Genomic DNA, 17,224 nt, shown 5'->3' on the forward strand with positions numbered 1-17,224 from the left:
AATAAGATTAATATTTACTCCTACATTTGATCTAAGTCCTAGAAAAATGCTTTCTAGTCTAATATCATTTGGGCTTAAGCTTTCTTTAATCCTAAAATATGGATTTGCTATATATTCATTTAGGTTTGAACTTGCTGTATAGCGAATATTATCGCTAGTGCCAACGCTTGAAAGTCCAATGCCTAAGTAATTTTCTTTACTCCAATAAGCTTTATTATGAGAGCATTCATATTCGCTAGAACTTGCAAAATTGCTTATTTCATAAGCTTTTAGCCCGATTTTTTGCAAATTTTCATAAAAATAGCAATTTAACTCATCATCTTTTTGAATATATTCGGTTTTATTTTGAAAAGGGGTATTATCTTCTAAAATTAAAGTATAAGCACTAAGATGATTTAATTCTAGGCTTTTTATGGCTTTTAATTCATCATTTAGCATATTTAAATCATCTAAATAAGTGCCATAAATTATATCTATACTAAAAGATATTTTTTCATTTTTTAATAGTTTGATTTTTTCTATAGCTTGTTTGCTAGAATGAGCTCTATTTAAGAATTTTAATTTCTCATCATTAAAGCTTTGCACCCCAACGCTTATGCGATTTAGCCCATAATTACGCATAGTATTAAGCCAATTTAAGCTTAAAGAATTTGGATTTGCTTCAGCACTGATTTCTGTATCATTATTAATATAAGGCTTTAATAATTTAAAAATATTTTCATAGTATTTTGCGTATATGAAGCTTGGAGTTCCACCCCCAAAATATATGCTTTTTATATCTTTAGAAAATGGTAAAAACCTTGCTAAATCTAATTCTAAGGCTTTAAAATATTCGTTTATTTTTTGCTGATTTGTAAAACTAGCAAAAGAACAATAAGAGCATTTGCTAGCACAAAATGGAATATGAATATAAATTCTCATTTTATGCTTTGAAATTTAATAAATTTTCGCCTAGTTTAGCAATTTGCTCATCTATCATTTTGATAGCATTATCAAGAGTTTTATTAGCTAAACTCATATAATCATCACCGAAATTAAATCTTTTTAATGCTTCATTAAAGCCACTTAATAATCCATCTTTACCTAATCTTAGTTTATTAGCATCATTATTTGCATTTTTTATGATTTGCTCTGCCATTCTTTTTGCAGTATTTTTTGAACCAAATTCTGCATTATCTAATAATAAATTTTTAGTACTATTGCTATCTAAATTATCATTAACTAAATCTTTAAAATTATTTAAAAATTCTTTGATATTACCCCTATTATTTGCAATTTTGTTTAAATTACCTTGAATGCTAATTTCTGTGATACTAATCTCAAAACTCATTGCAAAAAAACTATCATTTTCGCCTTTTGCTGTGAGTTTGTCTAATTCTTCGTTGCTAAGATTTACGCCGTAGTTTTTTAAGCTATCTTTAATGTTTTTTTGTGCTTCATCTTTACTACTAAAAGAAGCTGCTGCTTGATAAGATAAAGTTATATTTCTAGCACTTATTTGCATTTTTTCTCCTTGAAAATCATAAGCTTCATATCGGCAAAAAATAATTATTTCTTTAGTAAAAATGTTGCTTTTAATTAAATTTTTCTTGATAGTATCGTGTGAAATTAATTTTAGGTTATTTGATGAAAAAAAGATTTAGAAAAAATGTAGCAGCTATTGTTTTGTCTCAAGAATACCCATTAAATTGTAAAATTTTAGTGGCTTTAAGACTTGATATTGATGTTTGGCAATTCCCGCAAGGTGGGATTGATGATGGAGAAAGTCCAAAAGAAGCATTGATAAGAGAGCTTGAAGAAGAATTAGGCACAAAAGAATTTGAAATCATTGCTGAATATCCTGAATGGTTAAGCTATGAATTTCCTAATGAAGCTGTTAAGAAAAAATATAATTTTGATGGGCAAACTCAAAGGTATTTTTTAGTTAAAGTAAGAGATAATAACTTGATTAATTTAAATACCAATGAACCTGAGTTTAAAGAGCATCTTTTTGTGGATTATAAGGATATAAACCCTTATATTAATCATTTTAAAAGACCACTTTATACCAAAGTTTTAAAGTATTTTCAAAAAGAAGGATTTATAGGATGTTAGTTGTTCAAAAATACGGAGGCACAAGCGTTGGCAACCTTGAACGCATAGAAAATGTTGCAAATAGGGTTATTAAGTCTAAAAAGACTTATAAAGATATAGTTGTGGTAGTTTCTGCAATGAGTGGTAGAACAAATCAATTAATTGATAATGCTAATTTTTATTCAGAAAGTCCAAATAAAAAAGAATTAGATATGTTGCTTTCTTGTGGTGAGAGAGAAACTGCTGCTTTACTTGCTATTGCACTTATGTCAAAAGGATATGATGCGATTTCTTTAAGTGGTAAAGAAGCTGGGCTTTTAACTACAGATGATTATACAAACGCAAAAATCATTGATATTGATGCAACTAGAATTAAAAAAGAACTTTCAAGTGGAAAAATAGTTGTAATAGCTGGTTTTCAAGGGTATGCAGCAAATGGAAATACTACTACACTTGGTCGTGGGGGAAGTGATTTGAGTGCTGTTGCTTTTGCAGGGGCTTTAAATGCTGATTTGTGTGAGATTTACACAGATGTTGATGGGGTTTATACTACTGATCCAAGAATTGAGCCAAAGGCTAAAAAACTTGATAAAATTTCTTATGAAGAAATGTTAGAACTTGCTAGTTTAGGTGCTAAAGTTTTACAAAATAGAAGCGTTGAATTAGCAAAAAAATTAAATGTAAAATTAGTTACTAGAAGTAGCTTTAATGAAAATAGTGGAACAATTATAACAAGCGAGGAAAAAATGGAACAAGCATTAGTTAGTGGAATAGCATTAGATAAAAATCAAGCAAGAATAGTTTTAAGAAGAATTGAAGATAAGCCAGGAATTGCTGCTAGTATTTTTACAACTTTAGCAAAAAAAGACATTAATGTTGATATGATTATTCAAAATGTAGGTCATGATGGAACTACTAATTTAGGTTTTACCGTGCCACAAAATGAATTAAAAAATGCAAGTGAAGCTATGAGAGAGCTTTTAGGTAGTGATGTAGTAATAGAAAGCGATAGCGATATAGTTAAGGTTTCAGTAGTTGGAGTTGGTATGAAAACTCATTCAGGTGTTGCTAGTGCTGCATTTGAAGCATTGGCAAATGAAGGCATTAATATACAAATGATTTCAACAAGTGAGATTAAAATTTCTATGATTGTTAGCTCAAAATATGCTGAATTAGCAGTTAGAACACTACATAAAGTTTATAAGCTGGAAGATTAATGCAGGATTTTTTAAGTTTTGTAAAAGACTTTATCCAAAAAAAAGGTATGCTTTATAGTTGGCTAGATAGCGAAAGGTTTAAGATAAGCCCTTTGCTATCTTCTAGGCTTAGCTATTTACTAGATGGGAAAAATTTTATAGTAATTTGCGATGATGAAAGAGCTTGGTTTGAAGAGTATTTTTTAAGTCTTGTAAATGCAAAAAGTGCTAGACCATTGCTACCATTTTTTAGCTTAAAAGGTTTTAAACTTGATAATTATGATAAGAATGAAGATTTGCTTGATGATGTTTTAAGTCTAGCATATCCTAATGGTTATATTTATATTTATTTTGGTAAGGATAGTTCAAAAATGGCAAAACTTGCTAAAAATAAAAAAGATAGCTTAATGTTTATATTAGATGAAGAATATGATAATTCTTTTTGTCTTAAGTCAAGTGATGAACATTTAGATATTAAACTAATAACTATTGCTCAATTAATTAACGCTTGTTTAGACGCTATTATTTTTGCAAAGGTTAAGATTTGAGAAGTGAGATAATAATCACTCAAAGCCCTGATGATTTTATAAATGATTTAAGGCAAAAAACTAAAATCTGCAAGGTTTTTAGTGGTGATGAGTTTTTATTAGATGATGCAAAAGCGATTATGCAAAATGCTTATTTGATTGAAGAATATGATAAATATTTCGTATTATCATATAAAGAATATAGCATACAAGCTCAAAATTATATGCTAAAACTACTAGAAGAGCCACCTGCTAATGTGTATTTTAAGATTTTAGTTAGTTCAAAAAATCTTTTATTAGCAACTATTAAATCAAGATTAATTTCAAGAAAATTAGAAAATTATAAAAATAATTATGAGATTAAATTAAATCTTAAAAATATGTCGTATTTAGATATTGTAAATTACGATGTTGATAAAGCGAATTTGAGTGAATTTATAAGTGCATTAGCTAAAGAATGCTACAAACAAGGCATAAATATTAGTAGTGATTTATTAGAAGAATTTTATAAATGCTATGAATTATCAAAGCTTAATTCAAATTCTAAAATTATAATTTCAAGGTTATTATTAGGAATAATGCGTGAGAGAAGCTAGTTTTTATTTACTAGATGAAAACTCGGCTAAAGATATTAATTCAAGTGAGTTTGCACTAGATAGATTTTTAAAAAGAAGTAATCATCAAATAATTTATATAAAAAATATAAGCACAACCGCTGCAAATATTTTAAAACAAGACGCAATTAGCGTAGGTGCAATTGTTTTAAATCACAAAAATACAATTTTAGGTGGAGAGTATAAATACGATAGCATTTTGCTAGTTGATAGCATTAATGCAAAGGATTTAGCTAGTAAGCTTAAATTGCAGCAGTTTTCTTGTATAAGACTTAGTAAATTTTTAAACGAATTAAAAATAAGCAAAAAATATCCAAAAATTATGGGTATTATGAATATTAATGATGATAGTTTTTATGAAAGTTCTAGGATTAGTGAAAAGGAATTTTTAGCTAAGGCTTATGAGTTTATTGAAAATGGTGCAAGTATTATTGATATCGGTGCTATGAGCTCAAGACCTAATTCTACTTATTTAGGAGCGAAATTAGAGCTTGATAGATTAAAGCCTATTTTTAATTTAATAAAAGAACATAAATTATGCGATAAGATAGATTTTAGCTTGGATAGTTTTGATGAGATTTGCTTAACAAATGCTCTTGATATTGGCTTTAAATATATAAATGATATTAGTGCTAATACTAAGCTATCAAAACTAGCTTTAAAATACGACGCTACTTATATTTTAATGCACTCACAAAATAATTATTTTGATAATTATATAAATAATACTGGCTTAAACAATTCAAATTCCAATTCTAAATTCTTTATTTTAGATAGCGTTTATGAGTTCTTTTTAAATAAATTAAGCGAAATAGAAAGTAAAGTAATAATTGATGTTGGAATAGGTTTTGGCAAAAGTGAGTATGAGAATTTAGTTTTAGTAAAATATCTAAATCATTTTAAGACCTTAAATAAACCTATTTTATTAGCAGCTTCAAATAAAAGATTTTTAGGTGAGCATAAAGAAGCTTTAAGTTTAATCACTCACGCTAATTCAAATGCTGATTATATTAGAGTTCATGATGTAATAGGGCAAAATGCAATGATAAATTATCTTAAAAAAATGGAAAGTATATGAAAGAGTATTTAGAAAATATTAAATTAGCAAATAAATGGGCAAAGGCTTATTATTTAGGAGAAAATCCACTTGCAAGTGATGCTGAATACGACGCACTTATGAAAAAAATAAAAGATTATGAGAGTTTAAATCCAAATGATATAAGCCCTGATTCTCCAACGCAAAAAGTATTGCCAATCAATCTAAAAGATGTAAATGATGGCTTTAATAAATTAGCTCATCTTAGCAGAATGTATTCTATGGAAGATGTTTTTAATGAAGATGAATTACACGCTTGGATAAAAAGAGCAAAGGCAGAAGATGAAGAATTTTTCATTGAGCCAAAATTTGATGGAGCTAGTTTAAACTTAATTTATGAAAATGGTAAATTAATTCACGCAATTACTCGTGGAGATGGTAGTGTAGGAGATGATATTACTCTAAATGCTATGCAAATTACTTCAATTCCTAAGAGTATTGCTTATAAAGAATTGATTGAAATTAGGGGCGAAATTGTTATTTTAAAAGATGATTTTTTGAAGTTAAATGAAATAAAATTAGCAAATAATGAAAGCTTATTTTCAAATCCAAGAAATGCTGCAAGTGGTTCATTAAGACTTAAAGAACCAAGCGAAGTTGCAAAGAGAAATTTACAATTTTATCCGCACGGAATAGGGCAAAACTCACTTAGTTTTACAAAGCATAGCGAAGCAATGGAATTTATTAGAAGTTTAGGCTTTTTAAAAGATGATTTTTGCAAGGTTGTTGGGGCTAATAAATTGCAGATTGAATATGAGAATTTGCAAAATGATAGATTAAATAAAAAAATGATGTTAGATGGTTTTGTTTTAAGGATAAATGATTTAAGCAAATGCACTGAATTTACAAGTAAATTTCCAAAATTTATGGCTGCTTACAAATTTGAACCTTTAGAGCAAATTACAAAATTAATTGATGTGAGTTATCAAGTAGGAAGAACGGGAGTAATAACCCCTGTTGGAACACTTGAGCCTACTAATATTGATGGAGCTATAGTTAAATCAGTAACTTTACATAATTACGATGAGATAACTAGGCTTGATTTGATGATTAATGATAGCGTTAGCATAATTAGAAGTGGAGATGTTATACCAAAATTAACTCGTGTTTATAAAGAAAGAAGAGATGGCACACAAATTAAAATTCCAAAGCCAATAAATTGTCCATCTTGCAATGAAGCTTTATTAGATGATGGAGCTTTAATTAAATGTATAAATCTTAATTGCAAGGCAAAAATGCTAAATCAATTAATATATTTTGCGAGTAAAAAATGCCTAAATATAGATGGTTTAGGGGATAAAATTATTGAATTATTATTTAAACTTGAAAAAATCAGCACATTTGAGTGTATTTATGAGCTAAAATACGAAGATTTTCAAGGTCTTGAGGGTTTTGCTGATAAAAAGATAACTAATATTTTAACTTCTATTGAAAAATCAAAAGATTGCGAATTAGCAAGTTTTATAAATGCTTTAGGATGTGAGCACATTGGAGAAGTAGCTGCTAGTAAGGTTGCTAGTGAATTTGGATTTGATTGGTATTTAAAAGATGAGATTGATTATTTAAAATTAGATGGATTTGGAGAGCAAATGGCTAAATCTATTGCTAATTTTTGTGTGATTAATAAAGAGCTAATTATTAGATTTTATGAGATTTTAAGGCTAAAAAATACAAATATAAAATCTAGTGATAAATTCGCAAATACGACTTTTGTAATAACTGGCACACTTAGTAATCCAAGAGAATATTATGAAAATATAATCAAAGAAAACGGCGGAAAAACTAGCTCAAGTGTTAGTAAAAAAACTTCTTATTTATTGTGTGGAGATGATGCAGGAAGTAAGCTTACTAAAGCTAAAGAATTAGGCATTAAGATACTTAATGAAGATGAGTTTAAGGCACTTTTATGAGAGCTGATTTATTCGTAGCAAATAAATTAAATATAAGCCGAAATAAAGCTCAAGAATTATTAGAAAATGAAAAAGTATTAATCAACAATGAAGTAAAAAAGGCAAGTGATAAGATACTGCAAGATTATGAATGTAAATTATTAGATGAAGTTTATGTTAGTAGGGCTGCTTATAAATTAAAAGGATTTTTAGAAGAATTTGAATTAAAAATTAGCGGGATTGATTGCTTAGATGTTGGCTCTAGCACGGGTGGATTTACCCAAATATTACTTGAAAATAATGCTTTAAGTGTTACTTGTGTAGATGTTGGAGATAAACAATTGCATAATAGTTTAAGAGCAAATCCAAAGGTAAAAGTATTTGAAAATACAGATATTAGAGATTTTAAATCAGCTCCGTTTGAAATAGTAGTGTGTGATTTAAGTTTTATATCAGCTAGATTAATTATAAATGATTTAATAAGACTAAGTAGCAAGTATTTAATCATTTTATTTAAACCACAATTTGAAGTAGGAATTAATGTAAAGCGTTCTAAAAATGGTGTGGTAAAAGATGAAAAAGCCGTGCTTAAATCTTGCGAAGAATTTGAAAAAGAAGTAATAAGATTAGGTTTGATTTTACTTACAAAATCAAAATCAAAACTTAGCGGAAAAGATGGAAATTATGAATATTTTTACGCTTTTTCAAAATGAAATAATAAAAGCAAATAAATGTGATTTAGAAAATATTACAAGTTTAGCAATAGGGTGTTTTGATGCTTTACATTTAGGACATTTTGAACTTATAAAAAGGCTTGATGATAATGGAGCTTTATTAATAATATATAAAAAAACAAGAGAATTAGTTCCGATAATTTATAAGCAAGAATTGCTAAATTGCAAAATATTTTTTGTAAATCTTGATGAGATAAAAGATGAAAATGCGTATAATTTTACACAAAATATTATGTATAATTTTACACAACTTAAATATTTTGTAGCAGGATATGATTTTCATTTTGGTAAAAATAGACAAGCTCACGCAAAAGAATTGCAAGAATTTTCGGGGTTACGATGTATTATCGTAGATGAATTTAAAATAGATAATATAAGTGTTCATTCAAGTTTGATTAAAGAATGTTTATTGAATGCTGATTTAGAAAGTGTGAATAAATTTTTAGGTAGAAATTATTTCATTCAAGGAAGACAAATCAAAGGTCAAGGTTTAGGAGCTAAATTTTTTGTCCCTACTATTAATGTAGATTATGATAATTATTTTTTACCAAAAGAAGGGGTTTATTTTACTAAGGTTTATTTAGATAATGAGTGTTATTTTGCAGCTACTTTTTTAGGCAAACGCTCAACTGATTTAAATACGGCTTTAGAAGTGCATATTTTAAATAGTTCAAATTCCTATTTTAAATTCTACAAAATTAAAATAGAGTTTTTAGAATTTTTTAGAGAGAATAAAAAATTTGATAATTTTGATAGTTTAAAACAACAAATTAACTTAGACATAAAAGCTCTAAGTTTAAAGGCTAAAGATGAAAGATGAAGTTTTTAACGAAGAATTAATAAAACAATTTGAATTTGATGAAAAAGTGGTGCGTGTGTTTGATGATATGGTTACTCGTAGTGTGCCGTATTATTTGCAAAATCAAGAATTAATTTTTAAAATTCTAAGTCAGATTTTGCCAAAAAATGCAAAGGTTTTAGATTTAGGTTGCTCAACTGCAAATACACTTTTAGCACTTTCAAAAAGAGATGATTTAGAGCTTTTTGGGCTTGATAATTCAGAGCAAATGCTAAATAGGGCTAGAATTAAGGCTAGTGATTTAGGTGTTAAAATTAATTTGATTAATAAAAATATAGAAGATATTTTAAGTCTTAATGATAGTTTTGATGCGATAATTTGTTCTTATACCTTGCATTTTATTAGACCACTTTTAAGAGAAGATTTATTACAAAAAATATATAAGTTATTAAATAAGAATGGGATTTTTATTTTATGCGAAAAAGTGCTTTATGAAAATAAAATTTTACAAAAAAATATAATTGATATTTACGAAAATTATAAGGAATTACAAGGATATTCAAGATATGAAATAGCTCAAAAAAGAGCTGCTTTAGAAAATGTTTTAATACCTTTTACTTATGATGAAAATATAAAAATTTTAAGCAATGCTAATTTTAAGCAAATTGATTGCTTTTTTAGGTGGGCAAATTTTTGCTCTTTTATAGCTTTTAAGCTTTAAATGTTACGAAATGTAACAAATAATATAAAATTATTTTAAAAATATCTTGACATCAAAAATATTTTTTGCTTTAATCAACAAATATTTTTAAACAAAGGATTTTAAATGATGATGCAGATGCGCTAGCGTCTGGCTTTTAAAGACTTTCTTTTTTAGCTAGACGCAAATTAATTATATTAAAGCAAGCAAGCTAAAAAAGAAAGATAAAATATTTTTGCAACTTACAAAACTCTCAAAAATTTTTATTTTTCTTTAAATTAAATTTTAAGGAAAGTTATGATTGAAATTAAAAATCTTAAAAAGTATTACGGAAATACTTGCGTAATAAACGATGTAAGTCTTGATATTAAAAAGGGCGAGATTTATGCGATTGTCGGACAAAGTGGAGCTGGTAAAAGCACACTTTTAAGATGTATAAATGCACTTGAAAGCTATCAAGCAGGTTCATTAAAAGTATTTAATCAAGAAATTAAAGACCTTAAAGAAGAAGAGTTAAGAAAATTAAGAACCGAAGTTGGAATGATTTTTCAACATTTTGCTTTAATGGGTAGAAAGAGTGCTTATGAAAATATTGCAATGCCTTTACTTTTACACAAAAAAGATAATGTAGATAAAAGGGTTAAAGAATTGCTTGATTTGGTTGGATTAAGCGATAAGGCTAATTCATATCCTGCAAATCTTAGTGGTGGTCAAAAGCAAAGAATTGCAATAGCAAGAGCACTTGCACTAAATCCTAAGATTTTATTAAGTGATGAAGCAACTAGTGCGCTTGATCCTGCTACTACTAATCAAATCTTAGATTTATTAAAACAAATAAACAAAGATTTAGGCATTAGCGTTGTATTAGTAACTCATGAAATGGACGCTGTTAAAAGAGTAGCTGATAAAGCTTGTTTATTAAGTGGTGGAGAAATCATTGGCAATGGAGAAATTAGCGAAATATTTTTAAAACCAAGTAAGAAGATGAGAGAATTCTTAGATGAGAGTGATTGTGTGCCAGAAAGTGGGCTTAATATAAGATTAATTTTCCCTAAAGAAGTAGCACTTGATGGAGTAATTTCTAAAATGGCAAGAGAGCTTAATATTGATTTTTCAATAGTTTGGGGAAAAATTGAAAAGCTAAATGATATTGCACTTGGCTCACTTATTATAAATATTAATCCAAGTGATAAACAAAGAGTGTGTGAATATATTAATAAAAGTGGCGTTTTATGGGAGGAAGTATGAATTATTTTGATAATTTTTTAAGTCATTTTGACAAGATTTTATATCCTGCATTAAAAGAGACTTTATACATGAGTATTAGTGCTACTATTATTGGTTTTGCACTAGGACTTGTTTTAGGGATATTTCTTTTTGTTAGTAAAAAGGGTGGTTTGTATGAGAATTTAGGCTTTTATAGAGTGCTTGATTTTGTTGTAAATATATTCCGTTCTTTTCCATTTTTAGTATTAATTATCGCTTTAATTCCTTTTACAAAGTTTTTAATAGGAAAAAGCATAGGAACAACAGCGGCTATTGTGCCACTTACAATTGGAATTGCTCCATTTATTGCAAAATTAGTGCAAAGTGCTTTAAATGAAGTAGATTACGGAATAATTGAAGCAGCTAAGAGTTATGGTGCTAGTAGAATACAAATTATTTTTAAGGTCGTATTGTATGAAGCGTTACCAGCGTTAATTAATGCAGCAACACTTACTTTAATAGTAGTCATTGGATATAGCGCAATGGCAGGAATTGTAGGAGGTGGGGGACTTGGCGATGTTGCTAATCGCTATGGTTATCAAAGATTTAAAACAGATATTATGGTAGAAACGGTTATCGTTTTGATTGTATTGGTTCAAATCGTTCAGATTTGGGGGGATTTAGTTGAAAAAGCTTTAAGAAAAGGTAAGGATAAATATCTTTATATTTCAATTTTAGCTTTAGTTATTTTATTTATTTATTCAGGAAATTTTATTTAAGGAGATATTATGAAAAGATTGTTTAGTTTAGCTGCTTGTTTGGCTTTAAGTGCAAATTTATTTGCTGATGTTATTAGTGTAGGTGCAACGCCTGTTCCACATGCTGAAATTTTAGAAGAAGTTGCAAAAATTGTTAAAGAAAAAGGGCACGAGTTAAAAATCGTTGAGTTTAATGACTATGTATTGCCAAATCTAGCGGTTGATGATGGCGAAATAGATGCAAACTTTTTCCAACATAAACCATATTTAGATGAGTTTAATAAGCAAAAAGGAACAAAATTAACTCCAGTTGCACCAGTTCATCTTGAGCCAATGGGAGCATATTCTAAAAAGATTAAAGATATTAAAGATTTAGGAGATAAGGCTTTAATTTATATTCCAAATGATCCAACAAATGAAAGTAGAGCTTTAGATATACTTGAAGCTGCAGGGCTTATTGAACTTGATAAAAATGTAGAGCTAAAAACTCCACTAGATATCGTAAAAAACCCTAAAAATCTTGATATAAAAGAGTTAGAAGCTGCACAATTACCAAGAGTTTTAGATGAGTGCGATTTAGCTGTGATTAATTCAAATTACGCATTAGCAGCGAAGTTAAATCCTACAAAAGATGCGGTAATTATTGAGGGTAAAGATAGTCCATATACTAATGTTTTAGTAGTTAAGACTGATAATATTAATAGTGATAAGACAAAGGTTTTAGTTGATTCTATAAATGATGCAAGAATTAAAAAATTTATAGAAGAAAAATATAAGGGCGAAATAATCCCAAGTTTTTAAGGAGAAAATATGAAAAAATTAGCTTTAAGTTTAGCATTTTGTTTATACGCTAGTGCGGAGATTTTAAGAGTAGGGATTACTCCATATCCAAATGCTACTATTTTAGAAAATGTAAAAGATGATTTAAAAGAGCTTGGATATGAGTTAAAAGTTGTAGAATTTAATGATTATATTCTACCAAATCTTGCATTAAATGATGGGGAATTAGACGCTAATATGTATCAACATAAGCCTTTTTTAGAAGACTTTAACGAGAGTAAAGGCACTGATTTAGTAGCGGTTGCTAATGTGTTTTTACCTCCAATGGCAGCATATTCAAAAAAGGTAAAAGATATTAAAGAATTAAAAAATAATGCTTTAGTATATATCCCAAATGACCCAACAAATGAAAGTAGGGCTTTAGACATACTTGAAGCAGCTGGACTTATTAAGACAAATAAGGAAGTAAAATTTAGAAGCGTTATTGATATTACGGAAAATCCTTTAAATCTTGATATAAAAGAGTTAGAAGCTGCACAAGTTCCAAGAGTTTTAGATGAGTGTGATTTGGCTGTAATTAATACAAATTACGCATTAGCAGCGAAGTTAAATCCTACAAAGGATTCTATAATATTAGAAGATTTAAATAGCCCTTATGTAAATGTTATTGCTGTTAAAAAAGGCAATGAAAATAATGAAGGGGTAAAAGCTTTAATAAAAGTTATAAAAACAGAAAAAATTAAGAAAATACTTGAAGAGCAATTTAAAGGTGCTATAATCCCAGCATTTTGATGATTAGGAATTTGCTTTTGGCAAATTCCTTTTTTTTATTTCTTTAAAATTTAAGGAGAAGTGTTGAGATTTATTCTACTATTTTTATTATCATTTAGCTTGTTTGCTAAGGAAATTACTTTCAAAGATGTAACAGGAAACGAAATTACTTTAAATACTCCAGTAAATAGAATAGCTTTAGGTTTTTACTATACAGATTTTTTAGCAGTTGGTGGAGAAAAATCATTTGATAAAGTTGTTGGTTTTTCAAAAGCAGTTTGGAGTGAGTGGAGTCCAATTTCTTGGCAAATGTATTTAGATGTAATGCCTAATTTAGACAAAATTGCTGATTTTGGTGAAGCAGAATCAGGCACATTGTCAATTGAAAAAATATTAGAATTAGAACCTGATGTATTAGTTTTAGCTAAATGGCAATATGATACATTAAAAGATACTTTAAATCCAATTAAACTAGCAAATATCCCAATAATAGTAGTAGATTATCACGAAGGAAAATTACAAAACCACGAGATAAGCACGAAAATTTTTGGAATTTTAACCAACCAAGAAAAAAGAGCTGAAGAAATTATGAATAATTATAAAAGTCGTTTAGAATTAATTCAGGCAAGAACTAAAGATATTAAAAATAAAGTAAAAGTTTATATAGAATACGGAATTAATGGCCCTAGTGATAATGGAGTTACATATTCACATTATATGTGGGGAAGTTTGATTGATAAAGCAAATGCTAAGAGTATTGCTGATGGATTTATTAAGACTTGGGGAGCTATTAATCCTGAAGAAATCATAGTTCAAGACCCTGAAGTAATTATTATAGCAGGTCGTGAAAGCGAGCTTAAGAAAAATAAAACTTCAATGGTAATGGGTAATAATATAAGTTTTGATGAAGCAAATAATAGATTAAGAGGATTTTCTAATAGAACTACTTGGCAAGATTTAAACGCAGTAAAAAATCATAGAATTTATGGTGGTTATCATAGTATGCTAAGGACTTTAGGGGATATTTTTATGTTAGAATTTGTAGCAAAAGCTGCTTACCCTGAATTGTTTAGCGATATTAATCCAAGTGATGATTATATTAATTATCATAAGAAATATTTGCCAATTATTCCTGATGGAACTTTTATGTTAAAGCTTGATGATGAGAAATTTTAATAGAGAAATTCTTTCATATAAAGCAATTGTTTATAAGAGATTGGGATTTTTACTAATCTCTTTTTTATTAGCATTAGTATTTTTTATACTAGATATTTCTACAGGACCAGCTCAACTTGATTTAATTATTGTATGTAAAGCTTTATTGTCTAAAGCACTTGATATAGATATACAAAAGAATTTCGTTAATATTGTTTATAATTTAAGATTACCTATGGCATTAATGGCACTTGTTGTTGGAGCTTCATTAGGACTTGGCGGAGCTTTAATGCAAACTATTTTAAATAATTCTTTAGCTAGTCCGTATACTTTAGGTCTTAGTGCTGCAGCTGGATTTGGAGCTTCATTAGTGATTGCATTTAATATAAGTTTTATAAGTTCTTTTATTAGCATTCCATTAGGAGCATTTTGTGCTAGTTTGTTAAGCTCTGCAATATTATTTATGTTTGCTAAAAATAACAAATACAACACTCAAAGTTTAGTTTTAGTTGGTATTGCTTTATTGTTTTTATTTCAGTCTTTTTTATCTTTAGTGCAATTTTTATCAAGTCCTGAAGTATCTCAACAAATATTATTTTGGTTATTTGGAAGTTTGCAAAAAGCTAATTATATGAATATTTTAATAGTATTTTTGGTTACTTTATTTTGCTATTTAATTTTATTAAAAGACAATTGGGCTTTAAGTGTATTTAGACTTGGGGAGAAAAATGCTAAAGTTTTAGGGGTTAATTTAGTATATTTAAGAATTAAAGTTTTATTATGTGTTTCTTTTGTTAGTTCTGTTGCTATTTCTTTTGTGGGCGTTATAGGTTTTATAGGTCTTGTTGCACCACATATTGCAAGGCTTATTATAGGAGAAGACCAAAGATTTTTCTTACCAGCTTCAATGATAATAGGAGCTTTGTTTTTAAGTTTAGCTTCTAGTGTTTCAAAATTGATAATTCCTGGTAGTTTATTTCCTATAGGAATAGTAACTTCTTTTATTGGTGTTCCTTTTTTCTTTTTTATTATATTAAGGAATAAAAATGCTTAAAATTAATAATCTAAATATAAAAAAAGGAAATAAGACTATTTTAAATAATATAAACCTAGAATTTAAATCAGGTAAAATTTATGCTATTTTAGGTGCTAATGGTGTAGGTAAAAGCACATTATTAGATGCTATTTTTCAACTTGATAAAAAACATAATATGACTTATCGTAATATTAATTCAGATAATCTTAAAAAATGGCAAAGCAATATAGGTTATATGTTGCAAAGTTTTCATACTCATACAAACCTTAGTGCTTTAGAAGTAGTTTTACTAGGTGCTTATAATGAATTAGGTTTAAAAGTAAGCGATGAAATTTTAAATAAAGCAGTTAATGTTTTAAAGGAATTTAAGATTTCGCATCTTGCTAATATTAATATTAAAGATTTATCTGGCGGTCAAAGACAAATGATAGCTTTTGCTCAAGTTTTGCTTAAAAACCCAAGTATTTTATTACTTGATGAGCCTGTAAGTGCATTAGATATTAAACACCAATGTATTTTACTAGAAGCTTTAAAGAAAATTACAATTGAAAATGATTTAATAAGTATAGTTGTTTTACATGATTTAAATTTAGCGAGTTTATATTGTGATGAAGCAGTTTTTTTACACAACAACAAGGTTTATAAAAATGGAAAGATTAACGATGTTATTACACTTGATTTAATACGAGAAATTTACGAGATTAAAGCAGATATAAGTATAGTTGAAAACAAGAAATTTATTCAAATATTAGGTTCATTAAACAAGGAAAATTATGACAACTCAAATAAAGCAGTTAATATCTAGACTGATTAATTTTTATGATTATATTTACTTAATCATACTTTTGGCGACAATTTTACATGTGTCCTTTTTGTTTATATTTTATTATATGAAAATATACGAGTTATTTTATGTAAATATAGTCTCAACTTTAATTTATATATTAATAATTACAAATTTTAGTAGTGATAAAATAAAAATTTATTATGCCGTTGTATATTTTGAAGTTTTAATCCATCAGCTAATCGCAATTTATTACTTAGGTAGTGCTAGTGGATTTGACTTGTTATTATGTTGTTTGATACTTGTGCAATTTTTATTTTTTAAGAAAAGCACCTGTTTTGTATCAACAATTTTAATTATTTTTTTAATTTATCTTAGTTATTTTCAAGCAGATTCTATTGTGCTACATAGTGATAAATTTTTTGAAATTAACGAATATAAAAATGCAAATATTGTTCTTTATCCAATCAATTTAGCGGTTTTATTGGTATTTTTAGTGGTTTATGGTGTATTGGTAACTGTTATTCCTAGTAAAAAAATTAACGATTTAGCTCAAATTGTATATAAAGATTTTTTAACAGGTTTATATAATAGAAAATATATGGAAGATGTTGTGTTATCAAAATATAACAAACAAAGAATTTTAATTGCGGTATGTGATATTGATAATTTTAAACATATAAATGATACTTATGGTCATCAAACCGGAGATATTGTGCTAAAAATGTTGGCTATAGTTTTGATAAATAAGTATAAAAAATATTCTAATTTTAATATTAATATTTGTAGATGGGGTGGGGAAGAATTTTTAATCATTGCAGACATTGATAATAAAAAAGATGCTGATATATTTTTAAATGATATTAGAGAAGAAGTATTTAAATTAAAAATAAGTGATTTGCAAGAAACAATAAGTATTACAATAGGTGGATATATAGCTGATTTTAATCAAAAAGATTATAAGCAACTATTTGAAATCGCTGATAAGAATTTGTATCTTGGCAAGAATACGGGTAAAAATAAATGCGTAGTGAGTGTTGAAGAATAATAAAATTATATAAGTTTTGCCTAATTGTTAGAATTAAAAAACCAATAAAATATAATAC

At 27.5% G+C, this 17,224-nt stretch carries 19 protein-coding genes; 17 read left to right on the forward strand and 2 right to left on the reverse strand.

All coding sequences use genetic code 11. From position 1 onward, the window contains the following. Both hemW and AVBRAN12642_RS08475 read right to left on the reverse strand, forming a co-directional pair. On the reverse strand, positions 1 to 921 hold a 921-nt coding region (gene hemW, locus AVBRAN12642_RS08470), incomplete at its 3' end, for a radical SAM family heme chaperone HemW (protein WP_336608214.1). Between the two features lies 1 nt (position 922). After that, positions 923 to 1,504, reverse strand: a complete 582-nt coding sequence (locus AVBRAN12642_RS08475; RefSeq protein ID WP_336608215.1) for a hypothetical protein — start codon at positions 1,502 to 1,504, stop codon at positions 923 to 925. Positions 1,505 to 1,626: 122 nt separating this feature from the next. On the opposite strand from AVBRAN12642_RS08475, the gene AVBRAN12642_RS08480 reads away from it, so the two are divergent. The 17 genes from AVBRAN12642_RS08480 to AVBRAN12642_RS08560 all read left to right on the forward strand — a co-directional run bounded on the left by AVBRAN12642_RS08480 (position 1,627) and on the right by AVBRAN12642_RS08560 (position 17,166). Continuing rightward, complete coding sequence (locus AVBRAN12642_RS08480; protein ID WP_214117753.1) at positions 1,627 to 2,094, forward strand: RNA pyrophosphohydrolase; 468 nt, start codon at positions 1,627 to 1,629, stop codon at positions 2,092 to 2,094. Beyond that, complete coding sequence (locus AVBRAN12642_RS08485) at positions 2,088 to 3,290, forward strand: aspartate kinase (protein ID WP_214117752.1); 1,203 nt, start codon at positions 2,088 to 2,090, stop codon at positions 3,288 to 3,290. The genes AVBRAN12642_RS08480 and AVBRAN12642_RS08485 overlap by 7 nt, the downstream gene beginning before the upstream one ends. Then, positions 3,290 to 3,817 carry a HobA family DNA replication regulator gene (locus AVBRAN12642_RS08490; RefSeq protein WP_214117751.1) on the forward strand — a complete coding sequence of 176 codons (528 nt, stop codon included), beginning with the start codon at positions 3,290 to 3,292 and terminating at the stop codon, positions 3,815 to 3,817. Before AVBRAN12642_RS08485 ends, AVBRAN12642_RS08490 begins: the two co-directional genes overlap by 1 nt. After that, complete coding sequence (locus tag AVBRAN12642_RS08495) at positions 3,814 to 4,392, forward strand: DNA polymerase III subunit delta' (RefSeq protein ID WP_336608216.1); 579 nt, start codon at positions 3,814 to 3,816, stop codon at positions 4,390 to 4,392. Before AVBRAN12642_RS08490 ends, AVBRAN12642_RS08495 begins: the two co-directional genes overlap by 4 nt. Beyond that, the gene (gene folP / locus AVBRAN12642_RS08500) at positions 4,379 to 5,488 is read left to right on the forward strand and encodes a dihydropteroate synthase (protein WP_336608217.1); all 1,110 of its coding nucleotides are present in this window, start codon (positions 4,379 to 4,381) and stop codon (positions 5,486 to 5,488) included. The genes AVBRAN12642_RS08495 and folP overlap by 14 nt, the downstream gene beginning before the upstream one ends. Next, positions 5,485 to 7,416: an NAD-dependent DNA ligase LigA gene (ligA, locus tag AVBRAN12642_RS08505; RefSeq protein ID WP_336608218.1), complete on the forward strand. Its 1,932-nt coding sequence runs from the start codon at positions 5,485 to 5,487 to the stop codon at positions 7,414 to 7,416. The genes folP and ligA overlap by 4 nt, the downstream gene beginning before the upstream one ends. Continuing rightward, a complete protein-coding gene (tlyA, locus tag AVBRAN12642_RS08510; protein ID WP_336608219.1) occupies positions 7,413 to 8,108 on the forward strand; it encodes a 23S rRNA (cytidine-2'-O)-methyltransferase TlyA in 696 nt (231 codons plus the stop codon). Before ligA ends, tlyA begins: the two co-directional genes overlap by 4 nt. Further along, positions 8,071 to 8,949, forward strand: a complete 879-nt coding sequence (locus AVBRAN12642_RS08515) for a bifunctional riboflavin kinase/FAD synthetase (protein WP_336608220.1) — start codon at positions 8,071 to 8,073, stop codon at positions 8,947 to 8,949. The genes tlyA and AVBRAN12642_RS08515 overlap by 38 nt, the downstream gene beginning before the upstream one ends. Then, entirely contained in the window at positions 8,939 to 9,649 is a 711-nt protein-coding gene (gene cmoA, locus AVBRAN12642_RS08520; protein WP_214117745.1) for a carboxy-S-adenosyl-L-methionine synthase CmoA, read from the forward strand. The genes AVBRAN12642_RS08515 and cmoA overlap by 11 nt, the downstream gene beginning before the upstream one ends. 276 nt (positions 9,650 to 9,925) lie before the next feature. After that, positions 9,926 to 10,876, forward strand: a complete 951-nt coding sequence (locus AVBRAN12642_RS08525; RefSeq protein ID WP_214117744.1) for a methionine ABC transporter ATP-binding protein — start codon at positions 9,926 to 9,928, stop codon at positions 10,874 to 10,876. Continuing rightward, complete coding sequence (locus tag AVBRAN12642_RS08530) at positions 10,873 to 11,613, forward strand: methionine ABC transporter permease (RefSeq protein WP_214117743.1); 741 nt, start codon at positions 10,873 to 10,875, stop codon at positions 11,611 to 11,613. The genes AVBRAN12642_RS08525 and AVBRAN12642_RS08530 overlap by 4 nt, the downstream gene beginning before the upstream one ends. A 9-nt stretch (positions 11,614 to 11,622) precedes the next feature. Next, positions 11,623 to 12,393: a MetQ/NlpA family ABC transporter substrate-binding protein gene (locus AVBRAN12642_RS08535; protein WP_214117742.1), complete on the forward strand. Its 771-nt coding sequence runs from the start codon at positions 11,623 to 11,625 to the stop codon at positions 12,391 to 12,393. Between the two features lie 9 nt (positions 12,394 to 12,402). Further along, positions 12,403 to 13,164 carry a MetQ/NlpA family ABC transporter substrate-binding protein gene (locus AVBRAN12642_RS08540; RefSeq protein WP_214117741.1) on the forward strand — a complete coding sequence of 254 codons (762 nt, stop codon included), beginning with the start codon at positions 12,403 to 12,405 and terminating at the stop codon, positions 13,162 to 13,164. 63 nt (positions 13,165 to 13,227) lie between these two features. Further along, a complete protein-coding gene (locus AVBRAN12642_RS08545; RefSeq protein WP_336608221.1) occupies positions 13,228 to 14,319 on the forward strand; it encodes an ABC transporter substrate-binding protein in 1,092 nt (363 codons plus the stop codon). Then, on the forward strand, positions 14,306 to 15,352 hold the full coding sequence (locus AVBRAN12642_RS08550; RefSeq protein WP_250325657.1) for a FecCD family ABC transporter permease: 1,047 nt from the start codon (positions 14,306 to 14,308) through the stop codon (positions 15,350 to 15,352). The genes AVBRAN12642_RS08545 and AVBRAN12642_RS08550 overlap by 14 nt, the downstream gene beginning before the upstream one ends. Beyond that, the gene (locus AVBRAN12642_RS08555) at positions 15,345 to 16,139 is read left to right on the forward strand and encodes an ABC transporter ATP-binding protein (RefSeq protein ID WP_336608222.1); all 795 of its coding nucleotides are present in this window, start codon (positions 15,345 to 15,347) and stop codon (positions 16,137 to 16,139) included. The genes AVBRAN12642_RS08550 and AVBRAN12642_RS08555 overlap by 8 nt, the downstream gene beginning before the upstream one ends. Continuing rightward, complete coding sequence (locus AVBRAN12642_RS08560) at positions 16,108 to 17,166, forward strand: GGDEF domain-containing protein (protein ID WP_336608223.1); 1,059 nt, start codon at positions 16,108 to 16,110, stop codon at positions 17,164 to 17,166. Before AVBRAN12642_RS08555 ends, AVBRAN12642_RS08560 begins: the two co-directional genes overlap by 32 nt. Positions 17,167 to 17,224 lie beyond the last annotated feature (58 nt).

Origin of the sequence: Campylobacter sp. RM12642, from assembly GCF_020137635.1 — a bacterium.
Lineage (GTDB): Bacteria > Campylobacterota > Campylobacteria > Campylobacterales > Campylobacteraceae > Campylobacter_E.